This window comes from Roseibium sp. AWQ4_290 (assembly GCF_056160985.1).
In genome coordinates, this window is the sequence record NZ_JBSWYG010000018.1 from 91,108 (window position 1) to 112,784 (window position 21,677).

20 protein-coding genes are annotated in these 21,677 nt (G+C 59.8%); 8 read left to right on the plus strand and 12 right to left on the minus strand.

Features of this window, described 5'->3' with window-relative positions:
• Both ACXAH0_RS18220 and ACXAH0_RS18225 read right to left on the minus strand, forming a co-directional pair.
• Complete coding sequence (locus ACXAH0_RS18220) at positions 1-2,040, minus strand: hydantoinase/oxoprolinase family protein (RefSeq protein ID WP_475193872.1); 2,040 nt, start codon at positions 2,038-2,040, stop codon at positions 1-3.
• An 83-nt stretch (positions 2,041-2,123) separates the two neighbouring features.
• Positions 2,124-2,594 (minus strand): GNAT family N-acetyltransferase, encoded by a 471-nt coding sequence (locus tag ACXAH0_RS18225; RefSeq protein WP_475181231.1) that lies wholly within the window; start codon positions 2,592-2,594, stop codon positions 2,124-2,126.
• 201 nt (positions 2,595-2,795) lie between these two features.
• Between ACXAH0_RS18225 and argE the strand changes: the two genes are divergently transcribed.
• Complete coding sequence (gene argE / locus ACXAH0_RS18230; RefSeq protein ID WP_475193875.1) at positions 2,796-3,959, plus strand: acetylornithine deacetylase; 1,164 nt, start codon at positions 2,796-2,798, stop codon at positions 3,957-3,959.
• Positions 3,960-4,018: 59 nt separating this feature from the next.
• On the opposite strand, the gene ACXAH0_RS18235 is transcribed toward argE, so the two are convergent.
• From ACXAH0_RS18235 to ACXAH0_RS18250, 4 genes are all read right to left on the minus strand, one after another.
• Positions 4,019-4,456: a hypothetical protein gene (locus tag ACXAH0_RS18235; RefSeq protein WP_475181221.1), complete on the minus strand. Its 438-nt coding sequence runs from the start codon at positions 4,454-4,456 to the stop codon at positions 4,019-4,021.
• Positions 4,453-6,498, minus strand: coding sequence for a hypothetical protein (locus tag ACXAH0_RS18240; RefSeq protein WP_475193879.1), 2,046 nt, complete (start codon positions 6,496-6,498; stop codon positions 4,453-4,455). The genes ACXAH0_RS18235 and ACXAH0_RS18240 overlap by 4 nt, the downstream gene beginning before the upstream one ends.
• Positions 6,485-7,579 (minus strand): glycosyltransferase, encoded by a 1,095-nt coding sequence (locus tag ACXAH0_RS18245; RefSeq protein ID WP_475193882.1) that lies wholly within the window; start codon positions 7,577-7,579, stop codon positions 6,485-6,487. Before ACXAH0_RS18245 ends, ACXAH0_RS18240 begins: the two co-directional genes overlap by 14 nt.
• Positions 7,580-7,859: 280 nt before the next feature.
• Positions 7,860-8,174 (minus strand): hypothetical protein, encoded by a 315-nt coding sequence (locus ACXAH0_RS18250; RefSeq protein WP_475181204.1) that lies wholly within the window; start codon positions 8,172-8,174, stop codon positions 7,860-7,862.
• A 371-nt stretch (positions 8,175-8,545) separates the two neighbouring features.
• On the opposite strand from ACXAH0_RS18250, the gene ACXAH0_RS18255 reads away from it, so the two are divergent.
• Positions 8,546-8,761 (plus strand): hypothetical protein, encoded by a 216-nt coding sequence (locus tag ACXAH0_RS18255; protein ID WP_475181198.1) that lies wholly within the window; start codon positions 8,546-8,548, stop codon positions 8,759-8,761.
• A gap of 17 nt (positions 8,762-8,778) precedes the next feature.
• On the opposite strand, the gene ACXAH0_RS18260 is transcribed toward ACXAH0_RS18255, so the two are convergent.
• The 6 genes from ACXAH0_RS18260 to pncA form a co-directional block, all read right to left on the minus strand.
• On the minus strand, positions 8,779-9,648 hold the full coding sequence (locus ACXAH0_RS18260) for an ABC transporter permease (protein WP_475181192.1): 870 nt from the start codon (positions 9,646-9,648) through the stop codon (positions 8,779-8,781).
• On the minus strand, positions 9,645-10,691 hold the full coding sequence (locus tag ACXAH0_RS18265) for an ABC transporter permease (protein WP_475193886.1): 1,047 nt from the start codon (positions 10,689-10,691) through the stop codon (positions 9,645-9,647). The genes ACXAH0_RS18260 and ACXAH0_RS18265 overlap by 4 nt, the downstream gene beginning before the upstream one ends.
• The gene (locus ACXAH0_RS18270) at positions 10,688-11,491 is read right to left on the minus strand and encodes an ABC transporter ATP-binding protein (protein ID WP_475193889.1); all 804 of its coding nucleotides are present in this window, start codon (positions 11,489-11,491) and stop codon (positions 10,688-10,690) included. Before ACXAH0_RS18270 ends, ACXAH0_RS18265 begins: the two co-directional genes overlap by 4 nt.
• Positions 11,485-12,324: an ATP-binding cassette domain-containing protein gene (locus ACXAH0_RS18275; protein ID WP_475193892.1), complete on the minus strand. Its 840-nt coding sequence runs from the start codon at positions 12,322-12,324 to the stop codon at positions 11,485-11,487. Before ACXAH0_RS18275 ends, ACXAH0_RS18270 begins: the two co-directional genes overlap by 7 nt.
• A gap of 10 nt (positions 12,325-12,334) precedes the next feature.
• Positions 12,335-13,903 (minus strand): ABC transporter substrate-binding protein, encoded by a 1,569-nt coding sequence (locus ACXAH0_RS18280; RefSeq protein ID WP_475193895.1) that lies wholly within the window; start codon positions 13,901-13,903, stop codon positions 12,335-12,337.
• Positions 13,904-14,099: 196 nt separating this feature from the next.
• A complete protein-coding gene (gene pncA, locus ACXAH0_RS18285; protein ID WP_475181164.1) occupies positions 14,100-14,723 on the minus strand; it encodes a bifunctional nicotinamidase/pyrazinamidase in 624 nt (207 codons plus the stop codon).
• A 162-nt stretch (positions 14,724-14,885) separates the two neighbouring features.
• On the opposite strand from pncA, the gene ACXAH0_RS18290 reads away from it, so the two are divergent.
• From ACXAH0_RS18290 to ACXAH0_RS18315, 6 genes are all read left to right on the plus strand, one after another.
• The gene (locus ACXAH0_RS18290; RefSeq protein WP_475193899.1) at positions 14,886-16,223 is read left to right on the plus strand and encodes an amidohydrolase family protein; all 1,338 of its coding nucleotides are present in this window, start codon (positions 14,886-14,888) and stop codon (positions 16,221-16,223) included.
• Positions 16,224-16,374: 151 nt separating this feature from the next.
• Entirely contained in the window at positions 16,375-16,839 is a 465-nt protein-coding gene (locus tag ACXAH0_RS18295; protein ID WP_475181601.1) for an Lrp/AsnC family transcriptional regulator, read from the plus strand.
• Positions 16,840-17,082: 243 nt separating this feature from the next.
• Positions 17,083-18,381 carry an NAD(P)/FAD-dependent oxidoreductase gene (locus ACXAH0_RS18300; protein WP_475193901.1) on the plus strand — a complete coding sequence of 433 codons (1,299 nt, stop codon included), beginning with the start codon at positions 17,083-17,085 and terminating at the stop codon, positions 18,379-18,381.
• Between the two features lie 62 nt (positions 18,382-18,443).
• On the plus strand, positions 18,444-19,568 hold the full coding sequence (locus tag ACXAH0_RS18305; RefSeq protein ID WP_475181149.1) for an ABC transporter substrate-binding protein: 1,125 nt from the start codon (positions 18,444-18,446) through the stop codon (positions 19,566-19,568).
• A gap of 180 nt (positions 19,569-19,748) precedes the next feature.
• Positions 19,749-20,669 (plus strand): branched-chain amino acid ABC transporter permease, encoded by a 921-nt coding sequence (locus ACXAH0_RS18310; RefSeq protein ID WP_475193904.1) that lies wholly within the window; start codon positions 19,749-19,751, stop codon positions 20,667-20,669.
• Positions 20,662-21,672: a branched-chain amino acid ABC transporter permease gene (locus ACXAH0_RS18315; RefSeq protein WP_475181141.1), complete on the plus strand. Its 1,011-nt coding sequence runs from the start codon at positions 20,662-20,664 to the stop codon at positions 21,670-21,672. The genes ACXAH0_RS18310 and ACXAH0_RS18315 overlap by 8 nt, the downstream gene beginning before the upstream one ends.
• The last annotated feature ends 5 nt before the right edge of the window (positions 21,673-21,677 follow it).

Here is a 21,677-nt window from a genome sequence, read left to right on the forward strand (position 1 = left end):
TCAGGCCTTCCGCGTCAGAATGAGATTGCCGAAGTCATCAGCCCGGAGTGCGAAATCAGGCGGGACAACCGTTGTCGTATCGTCCTGTGTGACGATGACCGGGCCTGCGAGACAATGGCCGGGCGCCAGATCCGCACGCCTGTAAACCGGCACTTCGGCCGGTGCTCCGCCAAAAAACGCTGTCACCTGTCCGGCCGCCACCGGGTCTGCCTGCGCCGGAGCCGGTTTGGGCATCACCGGTTTGCTGGAAGCGCCTGTGACCACAAGCCGGAGATTGACGATCTGGACGGGCGCCGATCTGTCCGCATGCCCAAAAAGCCGTTCATGCTCGCTATGAAAAGCGGCGGCGATGGCGGCTAGATCGCCCGTGCCGACAGCCCTTTCCGGCAGGCCGGTCTCAATCTCGTAGGACTGGCCCCGGTAGCGCATATCGGCGCTGACGGTGAGCTGGGCCGGGCCCTCAAACCCATGCGCCTTGAGCCAGGCCAAGCCATCCCGTTTCATGTCGTCAAGGGGGACCGCAAGGCTCAAGATCGTGTCCGGCGTCAGATCCAGAAACAGCGTCCTGATGAAATCATTGCGCAGGTCCGCCACCAGTCCGCCAAGGGCGGAGACCACGCCCGGAGCCGGGGGTACCAGCACACCGGCCACATCCAGCTCCCGCGCCAGAAAGCAGGCCAGCATCGGCCCGGCGCCGCCAAAGGCCAGCAGATGATAGGTGCGCGGATCTATCCCGAAACGGGAGATCAACCCTTGTGTTTCCGCATACATGGCCGAGGTGGCGATCTCCAAGATGCTGGCCGCCACCGCCTCCGCAGGCGCATCCAGGGTCTGCGCGAGGGGCGTGATGGCCTGCCGGGCCGCCATGTGATCCACCGTGACCGCACCATAGCCAAGATCCCCATGGCCGATCAGGTTCTGGACCGCCATGGCATCGGTGATGGTCGGCAGATCCCCGCCGCGCCCGTAACAGGCAGGACCGGGTGTGGAGCCAGCACTTTGCGGACCGACTTTCAAGATGCCCAGATCATCCACCCAGGCCACCGAGCCGCCGCCCTGGCCGACCGAGCTGACCGCAACAGAGGGAATATGGACCGGGAAATCGCCGACCAGCTCGCCGGTGCCGTGCTGCGCCCGGCCCTTTTGCAGGACCGCTACATCCGCCGACGTGCCGCCAATATCAAGGGTCAGGACATTCTCATAGGAACAGGCTTCGGCAATATGGCCCGCGCCGATCACACCGGAGGCCGTTCCGGAGAGCAGCATCTGAACCGATTCCGCCCGCGCCTGCTCCAGCCCCATGACCCCGCCATTGGATTTGGTGATCATGGCAGGCACCTGAACGCCCAGATCCTTGAGGGTGGCCTCGAACCGGTCTAGGTAGTGGGCCACGCGCGGGCGCACATATGCCGACATGGTGGCCGTCAGCGTGCGCTCATATTCGCGAATCACCGGCCAGGTGCCAGAGGAGGTTGTGACCGGCAAGTCCGGGGCAAGTGCATTCAAAAGGCGGGCCACCGCAGCCTCATTCGCCGCGTTGCGGTAGGAATGCAGGAAAGCAATCACGATGCCGTCCGCACCGGCCGCCAGAGCCTTTTCCAAAGCCGCTGCAACATCGTCCCGCGTGGGGGCCTGATCGATGGTGCCATCGGCCAGCACCCGCTCGCCAATGCCAAAGACACAGTCGCGGGCGATCAGCGGATCTGGCCGTTTGGAATAAAGGTTATGGATTTCAGGAATTTTAAGCCGGGCGATTTCCAGAACGTCTTCAAAATTCCGGGTTGTGAACAGGGCAAGTTTGGGTCCGTTGCGCTGGATGACCGTGTTGATGCCGACTGTTGTCCCGTGGGTGAACCGGGAAACCACCTGCGGCTCAAGGCGCCCCTCCTCCTTCAAGCGGGTCAGCGCCGCCTTGATTTCTTCCCCCGGCGCGTCCGGACGCGAAAAGACCTTTAGGGTGGCCAGCTGACCAGTGTCTTCATTCAGAACGGCGAAATCCGTAAACGACCCGCCGACATCGACCCCGATGCGATACGTCATGCCCGTCTCCTTTTAGACAAGCAGAATGGGGCGAAGAGCGGCAACGCTCCAATCGCAATTGTTCTGCACTTCATAACCATTCGTTATGAGGTGTCCTGTTGTTTCGGAACGCTCATATACCATTCGGGATGCGGCACCGGCCTGTAACCGGCTTTTTCATACACCCCGTGCGCATCCCGTGTGGCCAGCATCCAGGTGCCGACCGTCGCGAGACCCGGATGGGCACGGATCTGGCCCGCCATCCATCCGGCGAGGCCCCGGCCGCGGTGGGCGGGCAGCACAAAGACATCGCGCAGATAGGCAAAGACAGCGCAATCGGTGACCAGCCGCGCAAACCCGGCCATGGCACCATCTGCCGTATAAACGCCCATGACCAGCGATCCGTCCAGCGCCCTTTGCAGCGTGTCGTCGGAAAGGCCATCGCTCCAATAGGCATCTTGGCTCAAGAACGCCGAGACGACGGCAAAATCGATCCGGCTCCCGTCGGTCGACAGTTCATAACCATCCTCCCGGCTCCAGGTCTGGGTCTGAAGGGACAAGAGCGGATTGGACAAAAGAGGAGCCCCCTGGCTGCAAGAGTGAAGTCATCAGCAAGCATGAAGCAGATGCACCGCGCCTGACGCTGGACTTCGGCCTTTGTGCGGCATTATCTCTTCAACACCATGCTGTTTTCAGCACGACCTTTTTAGGCTTTTTCTTAAGCTGCGGATATCTTCCGGACACCGTCCGCTTTCAAACTGCAGGAACCCTCTGCCTTGACCTCTCCCCAAGACCTGACCGTGCGACAAATCCTCAGCCAGCTTGTTGCCATTGCCGAGCTTCCCGGCACGCCCAATCACAAGATGGTGGACTGGGTCCGCACCTATCTGGCCTCCCATGGAGTTGAGGCCCAGGTGTTTCCGGGGCCGGACGGGAACCGCAGCAATCTCTTTGCGACCATCGGGCCACGTGATGTGCCGGGCTATATCCTCTCCGGGCATATGGATGTTGTGCCCGTTGCGGGACAGGAGTGGACCGCCGACCCGTTCACCCTGACGGATCTGGGGGGAAAGCTGACGGCCAGGGGCACCAGCGACATGAAGGGGTTTCTGGCCTGTGTTCTGGCCATGGTCCCGCGCTTCAAGGCAGCGGATCTGGCGCGGCCCGTTCATATCGCCTTTTCCTATGACGAGGAAATCGGCTGCAAGGGCGTGCCGCATCTGATTGCCCGTCTGCCGGACCTGTGCGCCCCGCCCCGTCTCTGCCTTGTGGGCGAGCCCTCCGACCTGAAACCGGTTCTCGCCCACAAGGGAAAGCAGGCGCTTGAACTGGTGTTCGAGGGCCGTGCCGCCCACAGCTCCAACCCCGCGCTTGGCGAAAACGCCCTTTACCCGGCGGCCGAAATGATGCTGTTTTTGCGGGATCTGGCCGTAGAGCTGCAAAAAGACGGTCCTTTTGACGAGACCTTCTCGCCCCCGTGCCCGACGGTGGTGGCCGGTGTCGTAAGGGGAGGCAATGCGGTCAACATCATTGCGGAAACCTGCAAGCTCCAGCTGGAAGTGCGCTCCGTGCCCGGCCATGCACCGCAGGACATCACGCGCCTGATTCTGGAGAAACTGGCCGGGATAAAGGCGCAGGCCGAAGCCGAAGACCGGCCGCTCAGGGTCTCTCACAAGGAGCTTTCAAGCTACCCCGCCCTGGCACCGGCTGACGATCCGGCCCTGATCGGCCTGGTCGAGGCCTGGTCGGGCCAAAAGGCCATCCGCGCGGTCAGCTACGGCACGGAAGCCGGTCTGTTTCAGACCGCCGGCATCCCGGCAATCATCTGCGGCCCCGGCTCAATCACCCGCGCCCACCGGCCCGATGAATATATCCTCCAGACCGAACTGGACGCCTGCCTTCAGATGATGGAAAAGATGACCGCAGATCTGGCTGCCTGACATCGGAGACTTCAACGCAAAAGACAAAACGGTTGGGAACCAATTGAACGCGACACGCCCTAAAAGACGATTTCGATATCCCATAGTCTTGTCAGTTGCTCTTTCAGGATGTCGGTTTCAGTACCGGCGATGCGCTCGGTTCGAAAACCATAAGCCTCAAACCCGCATACGTCTTCACTTGTAAAAACGATCACATCGCAGGTCTTTTCAATTGCGAAGGCAGCAAGGCGCGCGGCCAGGGCCGGGCCTCTCTCGGGCTGGGCGTCGATCGAAACAGCCACAGTTATGCGCTGGCCCGGCGCCTTGTGCCGGGGCGGGACCGCCGTGGTTTCGGGCACAAGAACCTTACCGCGTTCCGTTGCGGCCGCAGGGTCAAACCTTTCCAGAACCGGATCGAGATCAAGCACATCAGCGGTGGTGCAGCGTGTCATGACCGAACACCAGTGCTGCGCCTCCTCGGATGCCGCGAACATCTCGTCAGTCATCAGGCTGTTCATGAGCAGACCTCTTCAATCAATTTTGCTGCAGCTTCAGCCCCTGCTTCCGGCAAGGTGACCTGAGCAAGGGCCTCCCGGATCTCCTGCGCACGCCCATCCAGAAACGCGTCGATCCTGCCGGTCAGCTTCAGCGGTTCCCAAGGCTCCACGAGATCGGCGAGGCCGCGTTCGGCCGCCGCAGTCCCCCGCGCCCGCTGGTCGTCCATATAAGGGGCCATTTGCGGAACGAAGATCGTCGGCACCCCGCCATAGATCACCTCATGAAAGCTGTTATAGCCGACGGCAGAAATGAAGACATCCGCCGCCTGCATGAGTGCGCTCGCATGAAATGTCCGCACAACACGTGTGTTTGGATGATTGAACCACCCGGGATCCACGATGCTCGTCGGGTAGACAACAACAAGATTGAGGACATGCTTTTTTGCCGCAAGGTGTGCCGAAACCGCCATGATCTGTGCGCGTCTGTCCGCGGCAACGCCGCCTCCCAGCATGGTCACGACCAGCTTTTCAAACGGGCGGCCGAAGCTGTTGGCGAGATCTGTGCGCAGGGCGTTCTTGTCTGCTTGCGACAGGTTGATTGTCTGCACAATCGGGCCAACGGGATGCGCGCGTTCACAGTGCATCAGCGGCGCATTCAGCTCCTCAAAGGCCTCGCTCGGAACAACGACCCGCTCAAAAATCTTTTGCCGATCGAGCATGGCAAGGTTGTTCTGCGTGTTTTGCCACAATCCGCGCCGGATCCAGACGGATGGCAGATTTTTACCCAAAACGGCATTCATCACGCTTGGAAAAACAAATCCGCCGTCAAATACAAACCCGCCCGCCCCGGCTGCGAACGGGGAAAGCCTCAGAGAATTGACGAGATCATTTCCGTCATTCTGCTTTCCCAGCCGCCGGGCGACCAGCGGCGTGCAGTCAAAACCCGCCCGGGTGAGCAGACCGATGCAGGACGGAAAGGCCGCAAATTTTGCTCTTTCCGGCTGCTGAAACGCCTTGGCGACAACCATGCAGCGTTTGGCATGGCCGAGGCCGACACCATTGGTCGGCATGAAGGCCACATGCCTTTCCCGGTTGCCAACCGACCCGGAATTGACAAGCAGGGAGGATTTCGGCACCAGTTCACGAAGTTCGGGAGGCAGTTGAAAACGGACCCTGTCAGCGTCAAATCTCTCGCTCGCCGTGATCTCTGCATAGGCAGGAATGATGTCCTGCCGCAACCAGTTGGCCAGAAGCTCAGGGTGTGCAGGCCCGGGAAGAACGGCATTCGCGATCGTGTGCCAGGATTGGTCCTTTGTGGCGTCGATCACGACACAATTCGAACACAGAAGATTGGCGGCCAGCGCCTGAAACCGGGGCCACACGCGGGGTTTTCCGCAAAACACCGCTATGTCAATTTGTGCGGCAAGTACGTGCGGTGGAATTTCATTGTAGTGCCAGACCGGAGTGGTGTAGCCAAGAGTGTCATGCCACGCCCTCTTATCTTTGCCGGAGGTGAGCACGGCCAGTTCAAAACGGCGCTCCCGGCTCATGCCAAGAAACGCCGCGCATTGCTCTTGTGTTTCTCCAGGCGGGTTGACGATGGCCACCCTGAGCCTGGATCTGCCGCGTCTTTTGACAGGTGCGCCGAAGGTCGGAATACCGTGCCCGAGCACACCCAGAACCGGCTGAATGTCCGGCGTGTCCGGCTCCTGCCCAAGGGCGTAGCTGATCCGGGCGACGGCGTTTAGCCGGGCCTGCTCGCTTGAAAAATGGCCATAAGCGATCACAGCACCGGGCGGGTTCAGTCCCAATTTCCTCAACCGTTGCGCTGCCGCATCATCAAGGCTCTGCGCCTCCAGTACAATCAGACGATCATTTGGCCCCGGAACGCTGTTCTTGAGGAACGGCGCTATTTCATAGGCAAGTGCAGGATCCAGATCACCGGCGGAAAACGATTGCTCTGCCAGCGCAACCGGAAGGCCCGCCGCTTTCGACTGGTTCAGAAAGACGGCAAGACTATCGAGTGTCTCGCTTTTGAGCGTTCCTGTTTCAATGTACAGCATGATTTGTTTCCAAAATCAGGTGACTGGCGATGCAATCTCTTTCAATCCGGCATCTGTGACGTTCCCGGAAAGCTGCGGCAGAAAAAGCTTTGAGCTGTGTCTGACCCGCTTTGGCCTGTTCGACATAGGCCGCAGGATGGGCGATGAAACCGGCAATCAGCGCATTCACCTCATCCGGCCGGGCGCCCAGCGCACCAGCGCCAAAGGTCGATGCGGTGACGGGATCCGTGATAACCACCTTTCCAGCTGCCATAGCCTCGGCCAGGACCCTTCCAAAACTCTCCCGCCACAGGGGATTGGTGAAATAGACGAAAAAGTCGATCGTTGACAGAAACTGGTCGACCGGTTCCGAACCGAAGGGGAGACACTGCCAGTGGCTTGGGCGGTTCTGCTCCTTCAGAAGATCATCTGCTCCGAGCAGCCGGACAGAAACGGCATCTGCCGGATAGATCCGCTCGAGCGTCTCAAGACCGGTGAATTTTTCGATGCCCGGACGTGAGTGGCGTCCGCGCCGGTCCTGCGGCGCAGGAACGGGAGGCAAAAAGTCGAATTCACAGATATTGGTCCAGTCGACCGGATCGATCCTCCAGCCGCCAAAAGCCGGGTTCCGGGCGAACCATTCCGCAACCGTCTTGCGGTTGTTGGAAGAGATCGGGGCGACAGTTCTGATTCGCGCAAGGACCGATTGATCCAGAAGACGCAAACAATGAGAAACGTCAAACCCCTCCAGCCCAAGACCTCCTTGCGGAGCCGGTCTCAGGAAGTTTTCGTGGCACACAACATAGAACTTGTCGCAATTCATGCGGCACCGCATCTCTTGATCGAATTTCAGGCCCGAAGGGTTGTGAAAGACGATCACGTCGCTGGACATTGTGTCCCCGGCCCAGAAAAGCGGGGTTCCGGTCTCAAGGCAGGCCCGCTCAATTTTGGGATGAACGGCATCCCCCTTGAACATGCGTGTTTCCAAGCAGGCAACTGAGAGATCGCAGTCCGGGGCGAGCGCATAAATCTCCTGTGCGACCGCAGTGGAGGTTCCCCCAGGAAAACGCGGATCGAGCACGAGAGTCGTTCGAGAAAGCACCTGCGGCAAACTCCTCTTAGTTTAGACAAGCGTTCTGCAGCCCCGCAGCGCATGCGGGCCTTGCAAAGGTCCCGGTTTCGTTCTGATGGGCCCTGTCCGTTCCTGGCCAAATCACTCTGCGGCGTGCCGGGAAGGAGAAGCGGCTGTCGCCCTGACCTCAGCGTCTGCAAAAGCCGCCCTTCAACAGCGCCCCGAAGCAATTGCTTTGATCCCCGGGACGCCAGTTCTCTTCAGACCTCACTGCAAAGCGGCCGGTACGGAGCCTGCTTGAGGAATTCGATCAGTAAATGCTTGAATCGTTTTTGCTTTGTGCAGCAACGTCAGACAGCTCCCTGGGAACGCCAACGCCAAAGAAGCGCTCCACAACGTTGGGCGGATCTTTTGCGAAATCAGTCAAGGATTTCCCAAGGGGTGTCTCATCCAGCACCTGTGGGTTTTTCGAAATGAAGGACATCAATGCAGTCACATTGTTGTCGCTTACCAGCGCCCGGATCTCGGACAATTTGTCTTGCTGGATCGCGCTGGCGTCGTTTGGAAGAAGCCCAACGCCCGTGCCGAGGGCCAGAATCAGGGAGAGTTTTTGCAGTGGCGGCATCGCACACCTCATCCTTTGCTTTCGGATACAAATTCCCAATATTCAGCGTTCGAGTGACCCTGCCTCCACCCGATCACCCTGACAAACCTGAATAGTGTAAACCTGTTTTTCGTATAGAAATATACAGAAAAACTCCTTCGAGCCCCTCTGCATAACTCCTTTCATTACCCTTCACCAAATTCATGTCAAGTAATTGCTCTTAAATTTTTTATGAAAAACTATAAAAATCATCGATTACACTATAAATTTAATTAAAGGAGCCCTGAATTTTCATAAATTAGAAGCCTTTCAACTCACCTTTCTGATCGAAGAATTTTTTGTCTCAAATAAAAATAACTGACGTAAGCCGGGGCCCTTCTGGAGGCACTAAAATGGAGAAAGTGTCAGGCGGCCGCGACGTCTTTCAGAAAAGCTTCGATTTTCCGGCGCAGCTCGGACGTTATCTGGGCGGTTTTGCCGGAGCTTGTATTCCCAACCTGAACTCACAAGAGCCTATTGGATGGTTGTTTCAGGTTCACCAACAAGGAAAGACGCGCAGGTCGGCCTGGCTGCCGGGCAAGCGCCGTGACACAGCCCGGCGGGCCTGAAAAAGCCGCCGGCCCGCTCAGGCGCGCCGCTGAAGACGGTCCCGCAGCAAGTCACCAGCCAGGTTGATGGCAAGCACCGTTATCAAGATGGCCAGACCGGGAAAGATCATCAGGTGTGGCGCGGTCTGCATATAGGGTTTGCCATCTAGCAGCATAGCCCCCCATTCGGCTTCCGGGGGCTGAATACCGAAACCAAGGAAACTGAGCCCGGAAATTGCCAGGATGGTTCGGGACCAGGAACTGGTCCACAGAACCAGAACGCTGAGGCGCAGATTCGGCAGGATATGCCGCCACAGGATCAGCCAGGACGGCAGCCGGTTGAGCCGGGCCTGAATCACGAAATCCTTCTGGGCCAGGGACAGGGCCAGGGTCCGGCTGAGACGGGCAAATTTCATCCAGCTGACCAACACCAGCGCCAGCACCAGATTGCCGGTGCCCGGCCCCAGAACACCGGTAATGGCAATTGCGGCCACCAGCTCTGGGAAGGCAAAGAAACTGTCGGTCATACGCATCAGCAGCGGGTCCGCCCAGCGGCCCGCATACCCGGCAGTCAGGCCGATCACAGTTCCGATCAAAACGCCAGCGGCCGACACGGCCAAGGCCAGTCCAATGGACCAGAGCCCTCCATACAATATCCGCGTTGCAATGTCCCGGCCCAGCTGATCCGTGCCGAACCAATGGGTGGCACTGGGCGGGGACAGCCGGGACAGAAAGTCCGCCTCGGTCGGATCATAGGGTGTGAACAGAAATCCGCAGACCATAGCAAACCCAAGCCCGCCGAGGACCACGGCCAGCTTGAGAGCAAGCCGGTCCTTTTGCCGTGCAGGCGCGGCCTCGGCCCCGGCACGGTTTTGCAGGTCCGCGCTTTCAAGAGACACGCCGGTCATGACTTCTCTCCTGTGCCCGCAGGTACAGTCTCCTGCGCGGCGGGGGCTTTTCCGGCCTTTGCGGCCTTAACCGGCCCGCTTTTGCGCGGGTCCAGCCAGTCCTGCAGCAGTTCGATCAGGCTGTTGATCGTCACGTAGCTGACGGCGGACAGCATCACCAGAAAGAGAACCACCGGATAGTCGCGGCTCATGACGGAACTGACCAGCAGCGAGCCGATTCCGCCCCGGGCAAAAATCACCTCTACAATCACAGCGCCCTCCAGCAGATAGGCTAGATCAATGCCGATCATGGTGATGGCGGGCACGAAGGCGTGGCGCAGGACGTGGCGCCAGAAGATTTCCATTTCCCCGACACCACGCAGACGCAGCGCTTCCAGGAAGGGCGAGGCTTTCGCCTCCAGAAGGAAACTCCGGAACAGCCGGGTTTGCGACGTCGTGATCCAGACCGCCAGCGTGGTGGCCGGCAGCACCAGATGGGCGAGCGTTCCGGTGCCAAAGGCCGGCAGCCAGTTGAGCCAGGCAGCAAAGACCAGAATGAGCATCAGGCCGAGCCAATAGGGCGGCATTGCCGCACCGACGGAGGAAACCGCAACAGCCGCCCGGTCGAACACGCTGCCGGGGCGCCAGTAACAGACCAGGCTGAGGGCAAAGGCCAGCGGCAGACCGATTGCCAGCGCGGAACAGGTCAGCGCCAGGGTTTCCAGAAGATTGCCCGCGACAATCTCCAAAACCCGTTCGCGCGAGATCAGGGATTGGCCAAAATCCCCTTTCAAATAGCCGGACAGCCAATGGCCATACTGGCTCAGAAACGGCGCATCCAGGGCAAATTCCTGGCGGATGGCCTCTACCACTTCCGGCGGTGCATCCCCTTCGCCCATATAACGTGCATGGGCAATTGCCCGCGCCTTATCCCCGGGGGAAATGTAATAGAGGGTGAAGGTCAGAAAACTGACCCCGAGGATCACGGCCAAAAGTCCGGCCGCCTTTTTGGCAAGAAGAGAGGCCATGCTGGCCGAGACAGGGCGTGGGCGGGAGTTGATCATTGGGCTGCTGCGTGGGCCGTTTGCAGGACGGCCGTATCGGACAGGCCACCAAGAATATGAGCGGCTTCAATCAGGTCGGCGCCATAGGCGCTGGCCGGGGCCCGGAAGAAGGCGTCCGCCGGCTGATACGCTTCCACCTGCCCGTTGCGCAGGAGCAGAATGTCGTCGGCATAGGCCTGCGCAAATCCAAGGTCATGGGTGACTACGATATAACTGAGCCCCAGGGCGGTGCGGATGCGCTCCATGGTGCGGCCAATCTGCTTCTGGACGACCGCATCCAAGGCGCTCAACGGCTCGTCGAACAGGATCAGCCGGGGTCGGGCAATCAGGGCACGGGCAATACAGACCCGCTGCGCCTGGCCGAGAGACAGCTGATCCGGATAGCGGCTGGCCATCTCCGGGGCCAGTTCCACCTCTTCCAAAGCCTGTGCCAGTGCCGCGCGCCGTGCCGCGCCGTCCAACTCACTCAGATAAAGGCTTTCCAGAATGGCCTCGCCAACCTTCTGAGACGGATTGAGCGCGGCCAGCGGGTTCTGCATCACCCATTTGGTATTGGGCAGGCCGAGCCTGCGCGGGCCCGGTTCCAGGCGCACAAGGCCCGCGTCGTCCGCCGTCAGGCGGTGCTCGACGCTGCCCCGGTCAAAGGGCATCAACCCTTGCAACGCCTTCAAAAGCGTGGTTTTGCCCGAGCCGCTTTCCCCGACGATGCACAGCCTTTTCCCCCGCTGAAGGGTGAAGCTGACATCCGTCAGCAAAACGGCGTGTCCGGCCGAAACCCCAAGGGAGCTCACTTTCAGCACGCAGGCACCTCCGCGCCAAAATGGGAACCAGTGTGCATCTGCCCGTGCCGGACGCCCCCTTGCGGTAGAGATTCGCTCTGCCAAAAACGGTTTGCCACCAGCAGACGGCCGGTCTCAGATTGCGGATTGGCCAAAAGTGTGCCGGTCGGGCTGAATTCGCTGACCCGCCCATTCGCCATGACCGCTGTCCGGCCGGCGAATTTTGCTGCCAGGGCCAGATCGTGGGTGACCACCAGAACGGAAATCCCATGGGCATCCGCATAGGCCATGACCTCTTGGATGGCCCGCGCGGCTATGATGGGATCCAGCGCCGACGTCGGCTCGTCCAGAACCAGAACCTTGGGCCTGGACAGAAGGGCAAAGGCAATCAGCAGCCGTTGCTGCATGCCCTGACTCCAGTGATGTGGATAGCGCTTGCCGAACCCGTTCAACTTGAGCGCCTCCAGAACGGCCTGACCGTCTTTGCCGGCTTTCGCGTTCTGCACCCGAACCCGCCCGCAGGCGCAGCGCACGGCCTGCGACCACTGCCAGCCCAGCGGCCTGAGCGGATCGAGCCCGGCTTGGGGGTTCTGGGGCACGAAGGCAAAGCCGCCGCGCCGCAGATTGATCCGCCGGCGAGCAGTCATGTCGTGGCTCTGGCCGTCAAAGGTCAGGCGTCCCGAGACGGGCCGCGCCGGACGGTAAAGCCCCAAAAGGCAGCGCAGAAGTGTTGACTTTCCCGCCCCCGAACCGCCAACCACGGCAACACATTCCCCCTGGTCTATGTCCAGACCGACGTCGTGCAGAATGGTCTGCCCGCCAATCGCGGCGGACAGTCCTTCAACTGACAGCAAACAGGTGCCCTTACTGCTCAATATCCAGGTCCACCGTTGCCATATAGGTTTCTGCGGGGTGGATCCTGAAGCCCTTGACCTTACCGTTGCCGACCGCAACCTGGGTCTTGTGGAACAGCGGGATCAGCGGCAGGTCTTCGTTGATAATTGCCTGGATCCGATCATAGAACGGTTTGCGAACCTCATCATCGAAGTTGGACCGGCCCTTGTCCAAAAGGGCGTCCAGTTCCTCGTTGGAATAGCCGGACACATTGTAGCTGGCCCCGGTGCGCGTCAGCGTGCTGGGGAAATAGTCCGGATCGCCCTGTGGTGCGGTGCCCCAGGCCTGCAGGTGCATCTGGATCTCACCAGCCTTAAGCGCGTCATTGTTCGCTGAGAACTCACCCATTGAAATCTCTGCGCCGATCCCAATGCGTTTCAGAAGCGCCTGAGAGATTTCAAGCGTCGGGCGCAGCGCGGCACGGCCTTCATAGGAGCGCAACTTGAGGTTCAGGTTCTTGCCACCCAGTTCGCGGATGCCGTCGCCATCCGTATCCTTGATGCCCGCTTCGTCCAGAATAGCCATGGCCTTGTCCGGATCATAGGGCAGGGACAGGGATGTGTCGTACCAGGCGCTCATGCTGGCCGGGAAGATTCCATTGGCCGGCGTGCCGCCGACCCCCGCCAAAGCCGCATCAACGATCAGTTGGCGGTCCAGCCCCAGGGAGATGGCCTGGCGCAGAGCCTTGTTGGCCAGCGGACCGTCTGCCGTGCGCAGCTGGTAGAAAAACAGACGCGCCGTTTCAGCGGAAAAGAGCTGGCCTTCGCCCTTCTTTTTCAAAGCCGCAAAGTCCTGTTCGGGAAAGTTGGTCACCAGATCCACATCATTGGCCTGAAGCGCAAGCGCCGCCACAGACGCATCCGGAATAACGCTGATCAAAAGGCTATCAAGCTTGGGAGTCCCGCCCCAGTAACCGGCATAGGCGCGCGTTTCGTAGGACTTTTCCGTTTCTGCGGACACAAACATGAACGGGCCAGTACCGATGATCGGCATCTCTTCCGTGCCATCTTTCATTACGGCCGCGGAAGGCTCGGTCAAGGACCACAGGAAAGCGGAGTTCGGCTTTCTGGTCTTGAAGACCAAGGTGTGCTCATCCACCACCTCGATGCTTTCCAGATCCAACAGCTTCATCAGGCGGGGATTGTGCCCCGGATGACCTTCTTCGCCGAGCGTTTCAAAGGATGCTTTCACACTTTCGGCCGTCATCGGACTGCCGTCATGGAACGTCACGCCGTCCCGGAGCGTCAACGTCCACTCGGTCGGCGACAGGTTTGCATAGGCCACGGCAAGGCGCGGGATCATTTCCATGTTGTAATTGAGGCCAACAAGCGTTTCAGACACACCGGCCCGGTTGCTGAGCCAGCCGTTCTGGCGCGCCCGCGGATCGGGCGCGGAGCTTTTCGGGCCATAGGGCATGGCCACGTGCAGAACCTTTTCGGCAGCAAGGGCGGTCTGTCCGGCCGGGGCGGTCAGTGCGGCGGCGAACAAACCGGCTCCGGCAAGGGACAGGGCGGCGGTTTTCAAAAGGCGCTTTGACAATTCAAACTCCATTTCGGGGGTCGTCTTCAGACTGGGGAAACCCGGATCGAAACGGCGTTATGATATAACGCCTCCTATTTTGCAATGGCTGAAATCCTCTTTGGATTCATTCTAAAAAGCTTGTAATTCAGCCGTTTTAACGCCCCAATTTCCAGCTCTGCGCAGAGGCACGCAGACCTGCCCGCCAAAATACCCGTTAAAGATCTGCGCTGTGCACCGTGACGACACCTGCCTCCGCCATGGTCTTTTTGGCAGCCGCCAAAGATCCGTCCATATCAATGCCCCGGCAGACATCTTCGATCAAAAAGGTCTTGAAACCGTGCCCGCAAGCGTCAACAGCAGAAAAGGCCACACAGAAATCGGTAGCCAGCCCCGCCAGGAACACCCGCTCAAAGCCGCGTTCCTTCAGATAGCCCGCCAGACCGGTCGGCGTTTTCTTGTCATTTTCATAAAAGGCGGAATAGGAATCCACCCCCGGCCGGAAGCCCTTGCGGATAATTAGCTCAGCCCCGGTGATGTCCAGACCGGCATGAAACTCTGCCCCCTGGCTGCCCTGAACACAATGGTCGGGCCACAGGGTCTGCGGTCCATAGTCCAGCGGGATCTGGGAGAAGGGATCGTGGCCCGGATGCGAGCTTGCAAAAGAGGAGTGGCCCGCCGGATGCCAGTCCTGGGTCAAAATACAATGGGCGAATTTTTGGGACAGCCCGTTGATTGGCCCGATAATGGCATCGCCCCCCGCGACCGCAAGCGCGCCTCCCGGGCAGAAGTCATTCTGCACATCAATGATAACAAACGCATCCGTGTCATTGTTGATCATGGATCTGCCTTTTCTTTTGCGCTCCGGCGCGGTGCCTGCCTATATATTCACCCTGACAATTTAACAGGCGGCCCGCAATTGCCAAGCAGAATTGCGGATGTCAATCCTGATCCGGCGAGGCCCATCCGACCCGGCCAGCCCCTTACGACGCAGAAAGCTTTCATGACCGGCTCCCCGACACAAGAGAACAGCACTACCCTTATTGCGGATCTGTTTCATGCCCCCGAACGCGGGCATGTGACGTTCCGCCCGCACGCGGCGATCACCTTTGACGGAAACGGCACGATTTTGGAGATTGGCGAGGCGGAGACGGGCCCCGAAGATGCCGTCCGCCTGCCGAAAGGCACATATCTTCTGCCCGGGCTTGTGGATCTGCATGTGCATGCCCCCCAGTATCCCCAGCTCGGCTCGGCCCTGGATGAGCCCCTGGAAGACTGGCTCCAGACCTACACGTTCCCGCTCGAAGCCCGGTATGAAGATGAAGACTTCGCCCGGGAGGTCTATGGCATGCTGATCGACCATATGCTGCGCTGCGGCACCACATCGGCCGTTCATTTCGGAACGGTGCATCTGCCTGCCACGCAAGCGCTGGCGCAGATCTGTCTGGACAAGGGGCAGCGGGCGCTGGTGGGCAAGGTGGCCATGGACCACCAGGACACCTGTCCGGAATACTATCGGGATACCTCGGCCGAAAGCGCCGTCTCCGGCACCCATAGCCTGATCACCTACATCCGCAACCTGCCGGGCAATGACACCGGACTGGTGCAGCCCATCATTACCCCGCGCTTCGTGCCATCCTGCACCGATGACTGCCTGCGCGGACTGGGGCAGCTGGCCGCACAAACCGGCGTGACGGTTCAGACCCACGTTTCGGAAAGCGACTGGGAGCACGGTTTCGTGGCAGAGCGCATGGGCATGAGTGATGCCGAAACCCTTGATCATTTCGGCTTGCTGCGCGAGCACACCCTTCTGGCCCATGCCAATTTTCTGTCGGATCAGGATATGAGCCTGGTCCGGGAACGGGGCGGCGGCATTGCCCATTGCCCCTGGTCCAATGCCTATTTTGCCGGCGCCGTGTTTCCCTTGCGGGCCGCGCTGGAACGCGGGCTGCGAGCCGGGCTCGGCACCGATATTTCCGGCGGACCGATCGGCACGGTCTGGGAAGCGGCCCGCATGAGCATTGCCGCCTCCCGCATGCTGGAAACCGGCGTGGATCCGCGCAAACCGGCCTGCGAACGCGGGGCGGGCCCGGCGCGGATTGATGTGGCGACCGCTTTTCATCTGGCCACGCGCGGCGGCGCCCTGGCGGCCGGGCTGGAAACCGGCGCCTTTGAGCCGGGGCTCAAATTCGACGCCATTGCGGTCAACCCCGCGGCCCCTCTTGGCCAGATTGCAGCCCATAGGGACGACACGCCCGACAGGCTTTTGGAAAAAATACTCTATGGCGCCACCAAGGCCAATATCGAGCAGGTCTGGACGGACGGGATCAGACGCGTGTGATCAGGCCAGCCTGATTTGGCGCGCGGCCATATTGCAGCGCGAAAGATCCTGACCGGTTTGCCTAGAAGATTTATGCTCCCTTGCCAGCTTGAGGCGAAATATTTAGCATGAAAATGCTAAATATTATCAATACTTGGAATGAACGATGCTTATTGATGAGTTTGATCGAAAGATACTATCCATACTCCAAGATGATGCTAGTCTTTCCGTAGCTCAAATTTCTGAACATGTAGGTTTATCGTCAACACCTTGCTGGCGCAGACTTCAGAAACTTGAGCGCGAAGGGTATATCGATGGACGTGTTACGCTTTTAAATCAGGAAAAGGTTGGTCTTGACCTAACGGTCTTTGTAATGATCCGAACCAACCAGCATAATACTTCCTGGCTTGAGAAATTTAACAGCGTCGTCGCTCAGTTCCCGGAGATCGTGGAAGTCAACCGTCTGGCAGGAGAGTACGACTACATCCTGAAAGTCATCACCAGGAACAACTCTTCCTATGACGCCTTCTACAAGAAATTTATCAATCTGATCGAGCTGAACGATGTCACCTCTTGCTTCTCCATGGAACAGATCAAGCGCAGCACAAAGCTGCCCCTTGACGCTGGCGCCATGTGAAGCTGGCCGGTCAGCAGCGCTCCCCCGCACATACTTCCCGTTTGTCAGCCGCCACAAGACACCCCGCTTGTCTCCCCCCAACGTGAGCAAATGCCTGCGCAGAGTGAGATCTGATGGGCAGGAAATTTGCGTCAGCCAATTGATTGGCCACGCCGGAGCTTTTATGGAAAGAGCGTCCCCGCCATGCCCATCGTTCGATGGCAAGCCCCCCTTGAAGCAGACCTAGAGAGTGGAGCCAGAGGCATGTTGTCCGGCCGCCAGATATCGACCTCCCTTTGGGCCAGCACCGCGCCGGACCGGCAGGTGACCAGCCCCCTGACCGGGGACCTTCAGACCGATATTGCCGTCATCGGCGGCGGATTTTCCGGCCTGTCCACGGCCCTTCATCTGGCCCGGCGCGGCGAGACCGTCACCCTTTTGGAGGCAGGCACGGTCGGGAGTGGCGGGTCCGGGCGCAACAACGGTCAGGTCATCCCGACCCTGACAGCTGCTGAACCGGATGCCATAGAGGACCGGTTTGGAGAGGCCGGAGAACGGTTCGTTGCCCTTGTGCGTGACAGTGCCAGCACCTTGTTCGACCTGATCCGCGCCGAGAATATTCAGTGCGAAGCGGAACAGACCGGCTGGTATCAGCCGGCCCACCGGGAGAGCCGGCTGGCGCTCAGCGAGGCTCGGGTTGAGGCCTGGTCCAAACGCGGCACCCCCTGCCGGCTTGTCGGCCGGGACGAGTCGGAACGGCTGTTGGGCAGCCGCTTGTGGCATGGCGGCCTTTACAATCCGACCGGCGGACATATCAATCCACTGGCCCTGGCGCGGGGCCTTGCGGTTGTTTGTGAACAGCAGGGTGTTCAGATTCACGAGGGCACGCCTGTCTTCAGCCTCCAGCGGAGCGGCAGCATGTGGCAACTGAAAACGCCTCATGGCACGCTGACGGCCCGGGCCGTGATGCTGGCCAGCAATGCCTATACCGGGCTCAAAGCCCCAAATCTGGCCCCCGGCCTGGCCCGCTCACTCGTGCCGGTTCTTTCCTGGCAGATGGCGACCGCGCCCTTGAGCGATTCCCAGCGGGCCAAGGTCGTGCCCGGCCGGGAAGCCGTGTCGGACACACACGGGGATCTGCGCTTCTTCCGCTTTGACCAAGGAAACCGTTTGGTCACAGGCGGAGCGCTCGCCCTTGGCTTCAACGGGCCGGAGCGGCTGAAGACGCTTGCGGGCAAACGGCTCCGGGAAGCGTTTCCGGTTCTGGGAACCCCAAAATTCGATTTCGTCTGGAACGGTTACATCGGCATGACCGAAACCCGGTTTCCATTTCTTTCCCGACTTGGACCGGACCTTTGGACCTGGGCGGGCTGCAACGGGCGCGGCGTGGCCTTGTCCATCTCGCTTGGGCGCGAATTTGCGGCCGCCCTGTGCGGCAAGCCCGAAAATGAGCTGGCCCTGCCCTTCAGCGCTCCGAAGCCGATTGCGTTCCATGGCCTTGTCAAACGCTTCGCCCCTTCGATTATGCTGCCCTATTACCGGTGGCGTGACAGGCGGGACTGACCAGAGCCCCGTTTCACCCAGAAAATAAAACAACCTTTCCAGACCTTAAGGAGACCTCTGTCATGATTGTCACACGCAGAACCTATCTTGGACTGATTGGCGCGGCGGCCTGCCTGCTGGGCGCCCGTGTCAGCGCGCTGGCAGATGATGCCATCTATGTGGGCTATCAGTTGCCACTCACCGGCAACACGGCCCAGTACGGCCAGGACTTCAAGACAGCGGCCGACATCGCGCTGAAGGACTTCAATGCCTCCGGCAAGTTGCCCGTGCCGGTGAAGATCATTTACGAAGACTCCCGCTCCGACGCAAAGGAAGGCGTTGCAATCGCCCGCAAGTTCTCCGACGATGACCGGATTGTCGCAGTCATCGGCGATTTCACCTCCACCGTCTCCATGGCGGCGGCCCAGGTTTACAAGCGCGAAGGCGTGACGCAGCTGAGTCAGACTGCCTCCCACCCCGATTATGCCAAGATTTCCAAATGGCAGTTCCGCAACATCACCACCCAGGCCCAGGAAGGGGTTTTCAACGCCGACTGGATGAATGACCAGGGGTTTAAGAAAATCGCGGTGATTGCCGAACAAACCGACTGGGGCCAGTCCGTCGTCAAGGATTTTTCCAAAAAGGTCGCCGAAAACGGCGGTGAAGTCGTCTTTACCGAATATTTCAACCGGGGCCTGCCGGATTTCCGCTCTATCATCACCAAGATCGAACGGGCCAAACCGGATGCCATCTATACCGGCTTCTTTTATGAGGACGCTGCCCAGTTCCTGAAACAGATGAAACAGCTGGGAGCCAACATTCCGGTGCATTCCACCTCGGCCGCCTATAACCAGAAGCTGCTCGAACTGGCGGGGCCAGCAGCCGAGGACCTTTATCTGACAGCCACGTTCCTGCCGAACAGCGATGCGGACAACGTCAAAAAATTCGTTGCCGAATGGAAAGCAGCGCGCGACGGAGCCGAGCCCGGCCAGTTTCCGGCCCAGGCCTATGATGCGGTGAACATCATGCTGGCGGCCGTCACCCGGGCCTATCCGGATGTCAACCGCGCCCATGTGCGTGACGAACTTGCCGCAACCAAGGACTTCCCGGGCGTGACCGGCGTCACCTCCTTCGACAGCAATGGGGAAGCGCAAAAGCAGCTGACCAAAGCCATGGTCAAAGACGGCGCCTTCGTGCCAGTCAAATAAATCAAGACCCGGCTCCGCGCCCGCCAGACGGCACGGGCGCGGAGTTCCAGGCCGCCGGCCAAGCGCGTCCCCATGGGCCGCCTGACCCCTGGACCTGATACTGGACGCCCGATACTGGGCATCTGACCCCGGCGGGCTGGTCCCGGCTTGTGTCCGCCGAAACTCTCAACTCCAAGGGCAATGCGCGTGCTTGATCCTTATTATCTTCAGCAGCTGACAATCGGCATCTCGCTCGGCATGGTCTATGCCCTGATGGCGATCGGTTTCACCCTCATATTCGGCGTCCTCAATGTGGTGAACTTCGCCCACGGGGAAGTCTACACAATCGGTGCTTTTGCGGGCATCCTGGCGATCGCCGCCTTCGGACCGCCCTTTATGATCATCGTCTTCATCGTTCTGGCGGTTGGCGCTTGTGCAGGCTATAGCCTGGAACGGATCGCGTTCCGGCCCTTCCGCCGGTTTTCCGACGAAGCGTCCCTGAAGTCCCGTGCCATGCGCGAGGCCACGTTGATGTCCTCCCTGGCCATGTCGATCATTGCGCGCGAAGGGATGGAACTGGTGTTCGGATCCGAATTCCAGACCATCAATATCAGCTATCTCATCAACCAGCCGATCCGCCTGGGGCCGGTCACCATCGTCAATGGCGACATTATCATCTTCGTGGTCTCCGCCCTGATGCTGGCCGGGCTCCAATACCTTCTCAAATACAGCGCCATCGGCCTGTCGATCCGCGCGGTGTCAAACAACCCGCTCGGCGCGAAATATGTGGGCATCAACACGGACCGCACCATTGTGCTGACCTTTGTCATCGGCTCGATGATGGGGGCTCTGGCCGGTATTCTGGTCGGCCTCTATTATGGTGCCGTGTTCCCGTCCATGGGCTTCATTCCCGGCATCAAGGCCTTTGTCGCCATGGTCATGGGCGGCCTCAGTTCCATTCCCGGCGCCGTAATTTCCGCCCTGATCCTGGGGATTGCCGAGAGCATCTCGACCACCTTCATGTCCTCCGTCTGGTCGGACATGGTCGCCTATCTGTTCCTGATCATCACGCTGGTGTTTTTCCCTCAGGGCCTCTTCGGGGCAAGGAGGGAACGTGTCTAAGGAACGTCTTCACACGGCCGGTTTGAAACTTGCCCTTCTGCTCCTTCTTTTTGCGGCCTTGCCCGCCCTACTTGCCTATCTCGACCAGGGCTATCTCTATCAGATCGCAACCCTGGCGCTGATTTTCTCTCTGCTTGCCGTCTCCCTGCAGCTTGTGACCGGGATTGCGGGTCTCCTGCATCTGGGCCATGCGGCCTTTTACGGGGTCGGCGCCTATATTGCCGCGCTGGCGGGAGCCGAATACGGCATCGGCTTTACCATCGGCCTGCCCCTGGCCGGGATCGGCGCGGCCCTGATTGCCCTTGTGGTCGCCCTGCCGACCATGCGGCTGGTCAGCATCTATTTCGCCGTTGCCACGCTCGGGATCGGCCAGATGATCTATCTGGTGCTTCAGAACTGGGTGGCCGTGACCAAAGGCCCGAACGGTGTGATCCTGTTTTCCGGCATTGACCTGTTCGGCTTTGAAATCAACAGCGAGATCGGGACCTATTTTGTGGTGGCCTGTGTGGTTGCCGTGTCCATCTGGGTGCTGCACCGGCTGAGCCATTCTTATTATGGCAACGCCCTTCGCAGCCTGCGCGAAGATGATCAATGCGCCGACGCCATGGGTATCGACACCGTCCGCCTCCGGATCGAAGCCTTCATGATCTCGTCCTTTTTCGCCGGAATCGCCGGTGCTCTATGGGCCTATACAACGGGCTATATCTCACCGGTCGATTTCGACTTCTCCGAGTCGATCCTGATCCTGGCCATGGTGGTGGTCGGCGGCCTCGGCAGCATTCCCGGTGCCATTATCGGCGCCCTCCTGCTGATCCTTCTGCCGGAAATCCTGCGGCCGGTTGGCGACATCCGCAATATCATCGTTGGGGTCGTGCTGTTCTGCTCAATCCTGTTCCTGCCCAAAGGCCTGTTCGGGGAAGTGCCGGCGCTGAACTTCATCCGCCGCCAGATGAATGGCGCATGGCAGAACCCTCATGACAAACAGAAGGTGGGCTGGAAATGACGGCC

Excerpts from the sequence above, each read along its gene's own strand:
- ACXAH0_RS18265 (WP_475193886.1), bottom strand. The coding sequence starts at position 10,691 with ATGATCAACTCCCGCCCACGCCCTGTCTCGGCCAGCATGGCCTCTCTT.
- ACXAH0_RS18250 (WP_475181204.1), bottom strand. The coding sequence starts at position 8,174 with ATGCCGCCACTGCAAAAACTCTCCCTGATTCTGGCCCTCGGCACGGGC.
- pncA (WP_475181164.1), bottom strand. The coding sequence starts at position 14,723 with ATGATCAACAATGACACGGATGCGTTTGTTATCATTGATGTGCAGAAT.
- ACXAH0_RS18255 (WP_475181198.1), top strand. The coding sequence starts at position 8,546 with ATGGAGAAAGTGTCAGGCGGCCGCGACGTCTTTCAGAAAAGCTTCGAT.
- ACXAH0_RS18300 (WP_475193901.1), top strand. The coding sequence starts at position 17,083 with ATGTTGTCCGGCCGCCAGATATCGACCTCCCTTTGGGCCAGCACCGCG.
- ACXAH0_RS18235 (WP_475181221.1), bottom strand. The coding sequence starts at position 4,456 with ATGAACAGCCTGATGACTGACGAGATGTTCGCGGCATCCGAGGAGGCG.
- ACXAH0_RS18290 (WP_475193899.1), top strand. The coding sequence starts at position 14,886 with ATGACCGGCTCCCCGACACAAGAGAACAGCACTACCCTTATTGCGGAT.
- ACXAH0_RS18310 (WP_475193904.1), top strand. The coding sequence starts at position 19,749 with ATGCGCGTGCTTGATCCTTATTATCTTCAGCAGCTGACAATCGGCATC.
- ACXAH0_RS18260 (WP_475181192.1), bottom strand. The coding sequence starts at position 9,648 with ATGACCGGCGTGTCTCTTGAAAGCGCGGACCTGCAAAACCGTGCCGGG.
- ACXAH0_RS18240 (WP_475193879.1), bottom strand. The coding sequence starts at position 6,498 with ATGCTGTACATTGAAACAGGAACGCTCAAAAGCGAGACACTCGATAGT.
- ACXAH0_RS18305 (WP_475181149.1), top strand. The coding sequence starts at position 18,444 with ATGATTGTCACACGCAGAACCTATCTTGGACTGATTGGCGCGGCGGCC.
- ACXAH0_RS18220 (WP_475193872.1), bottom strand. The coding sequence starts at position 2,040 with ATGACGTATCGCATCGGGGTCGATGTCGGCGGGTCGTTTACGGATTTC.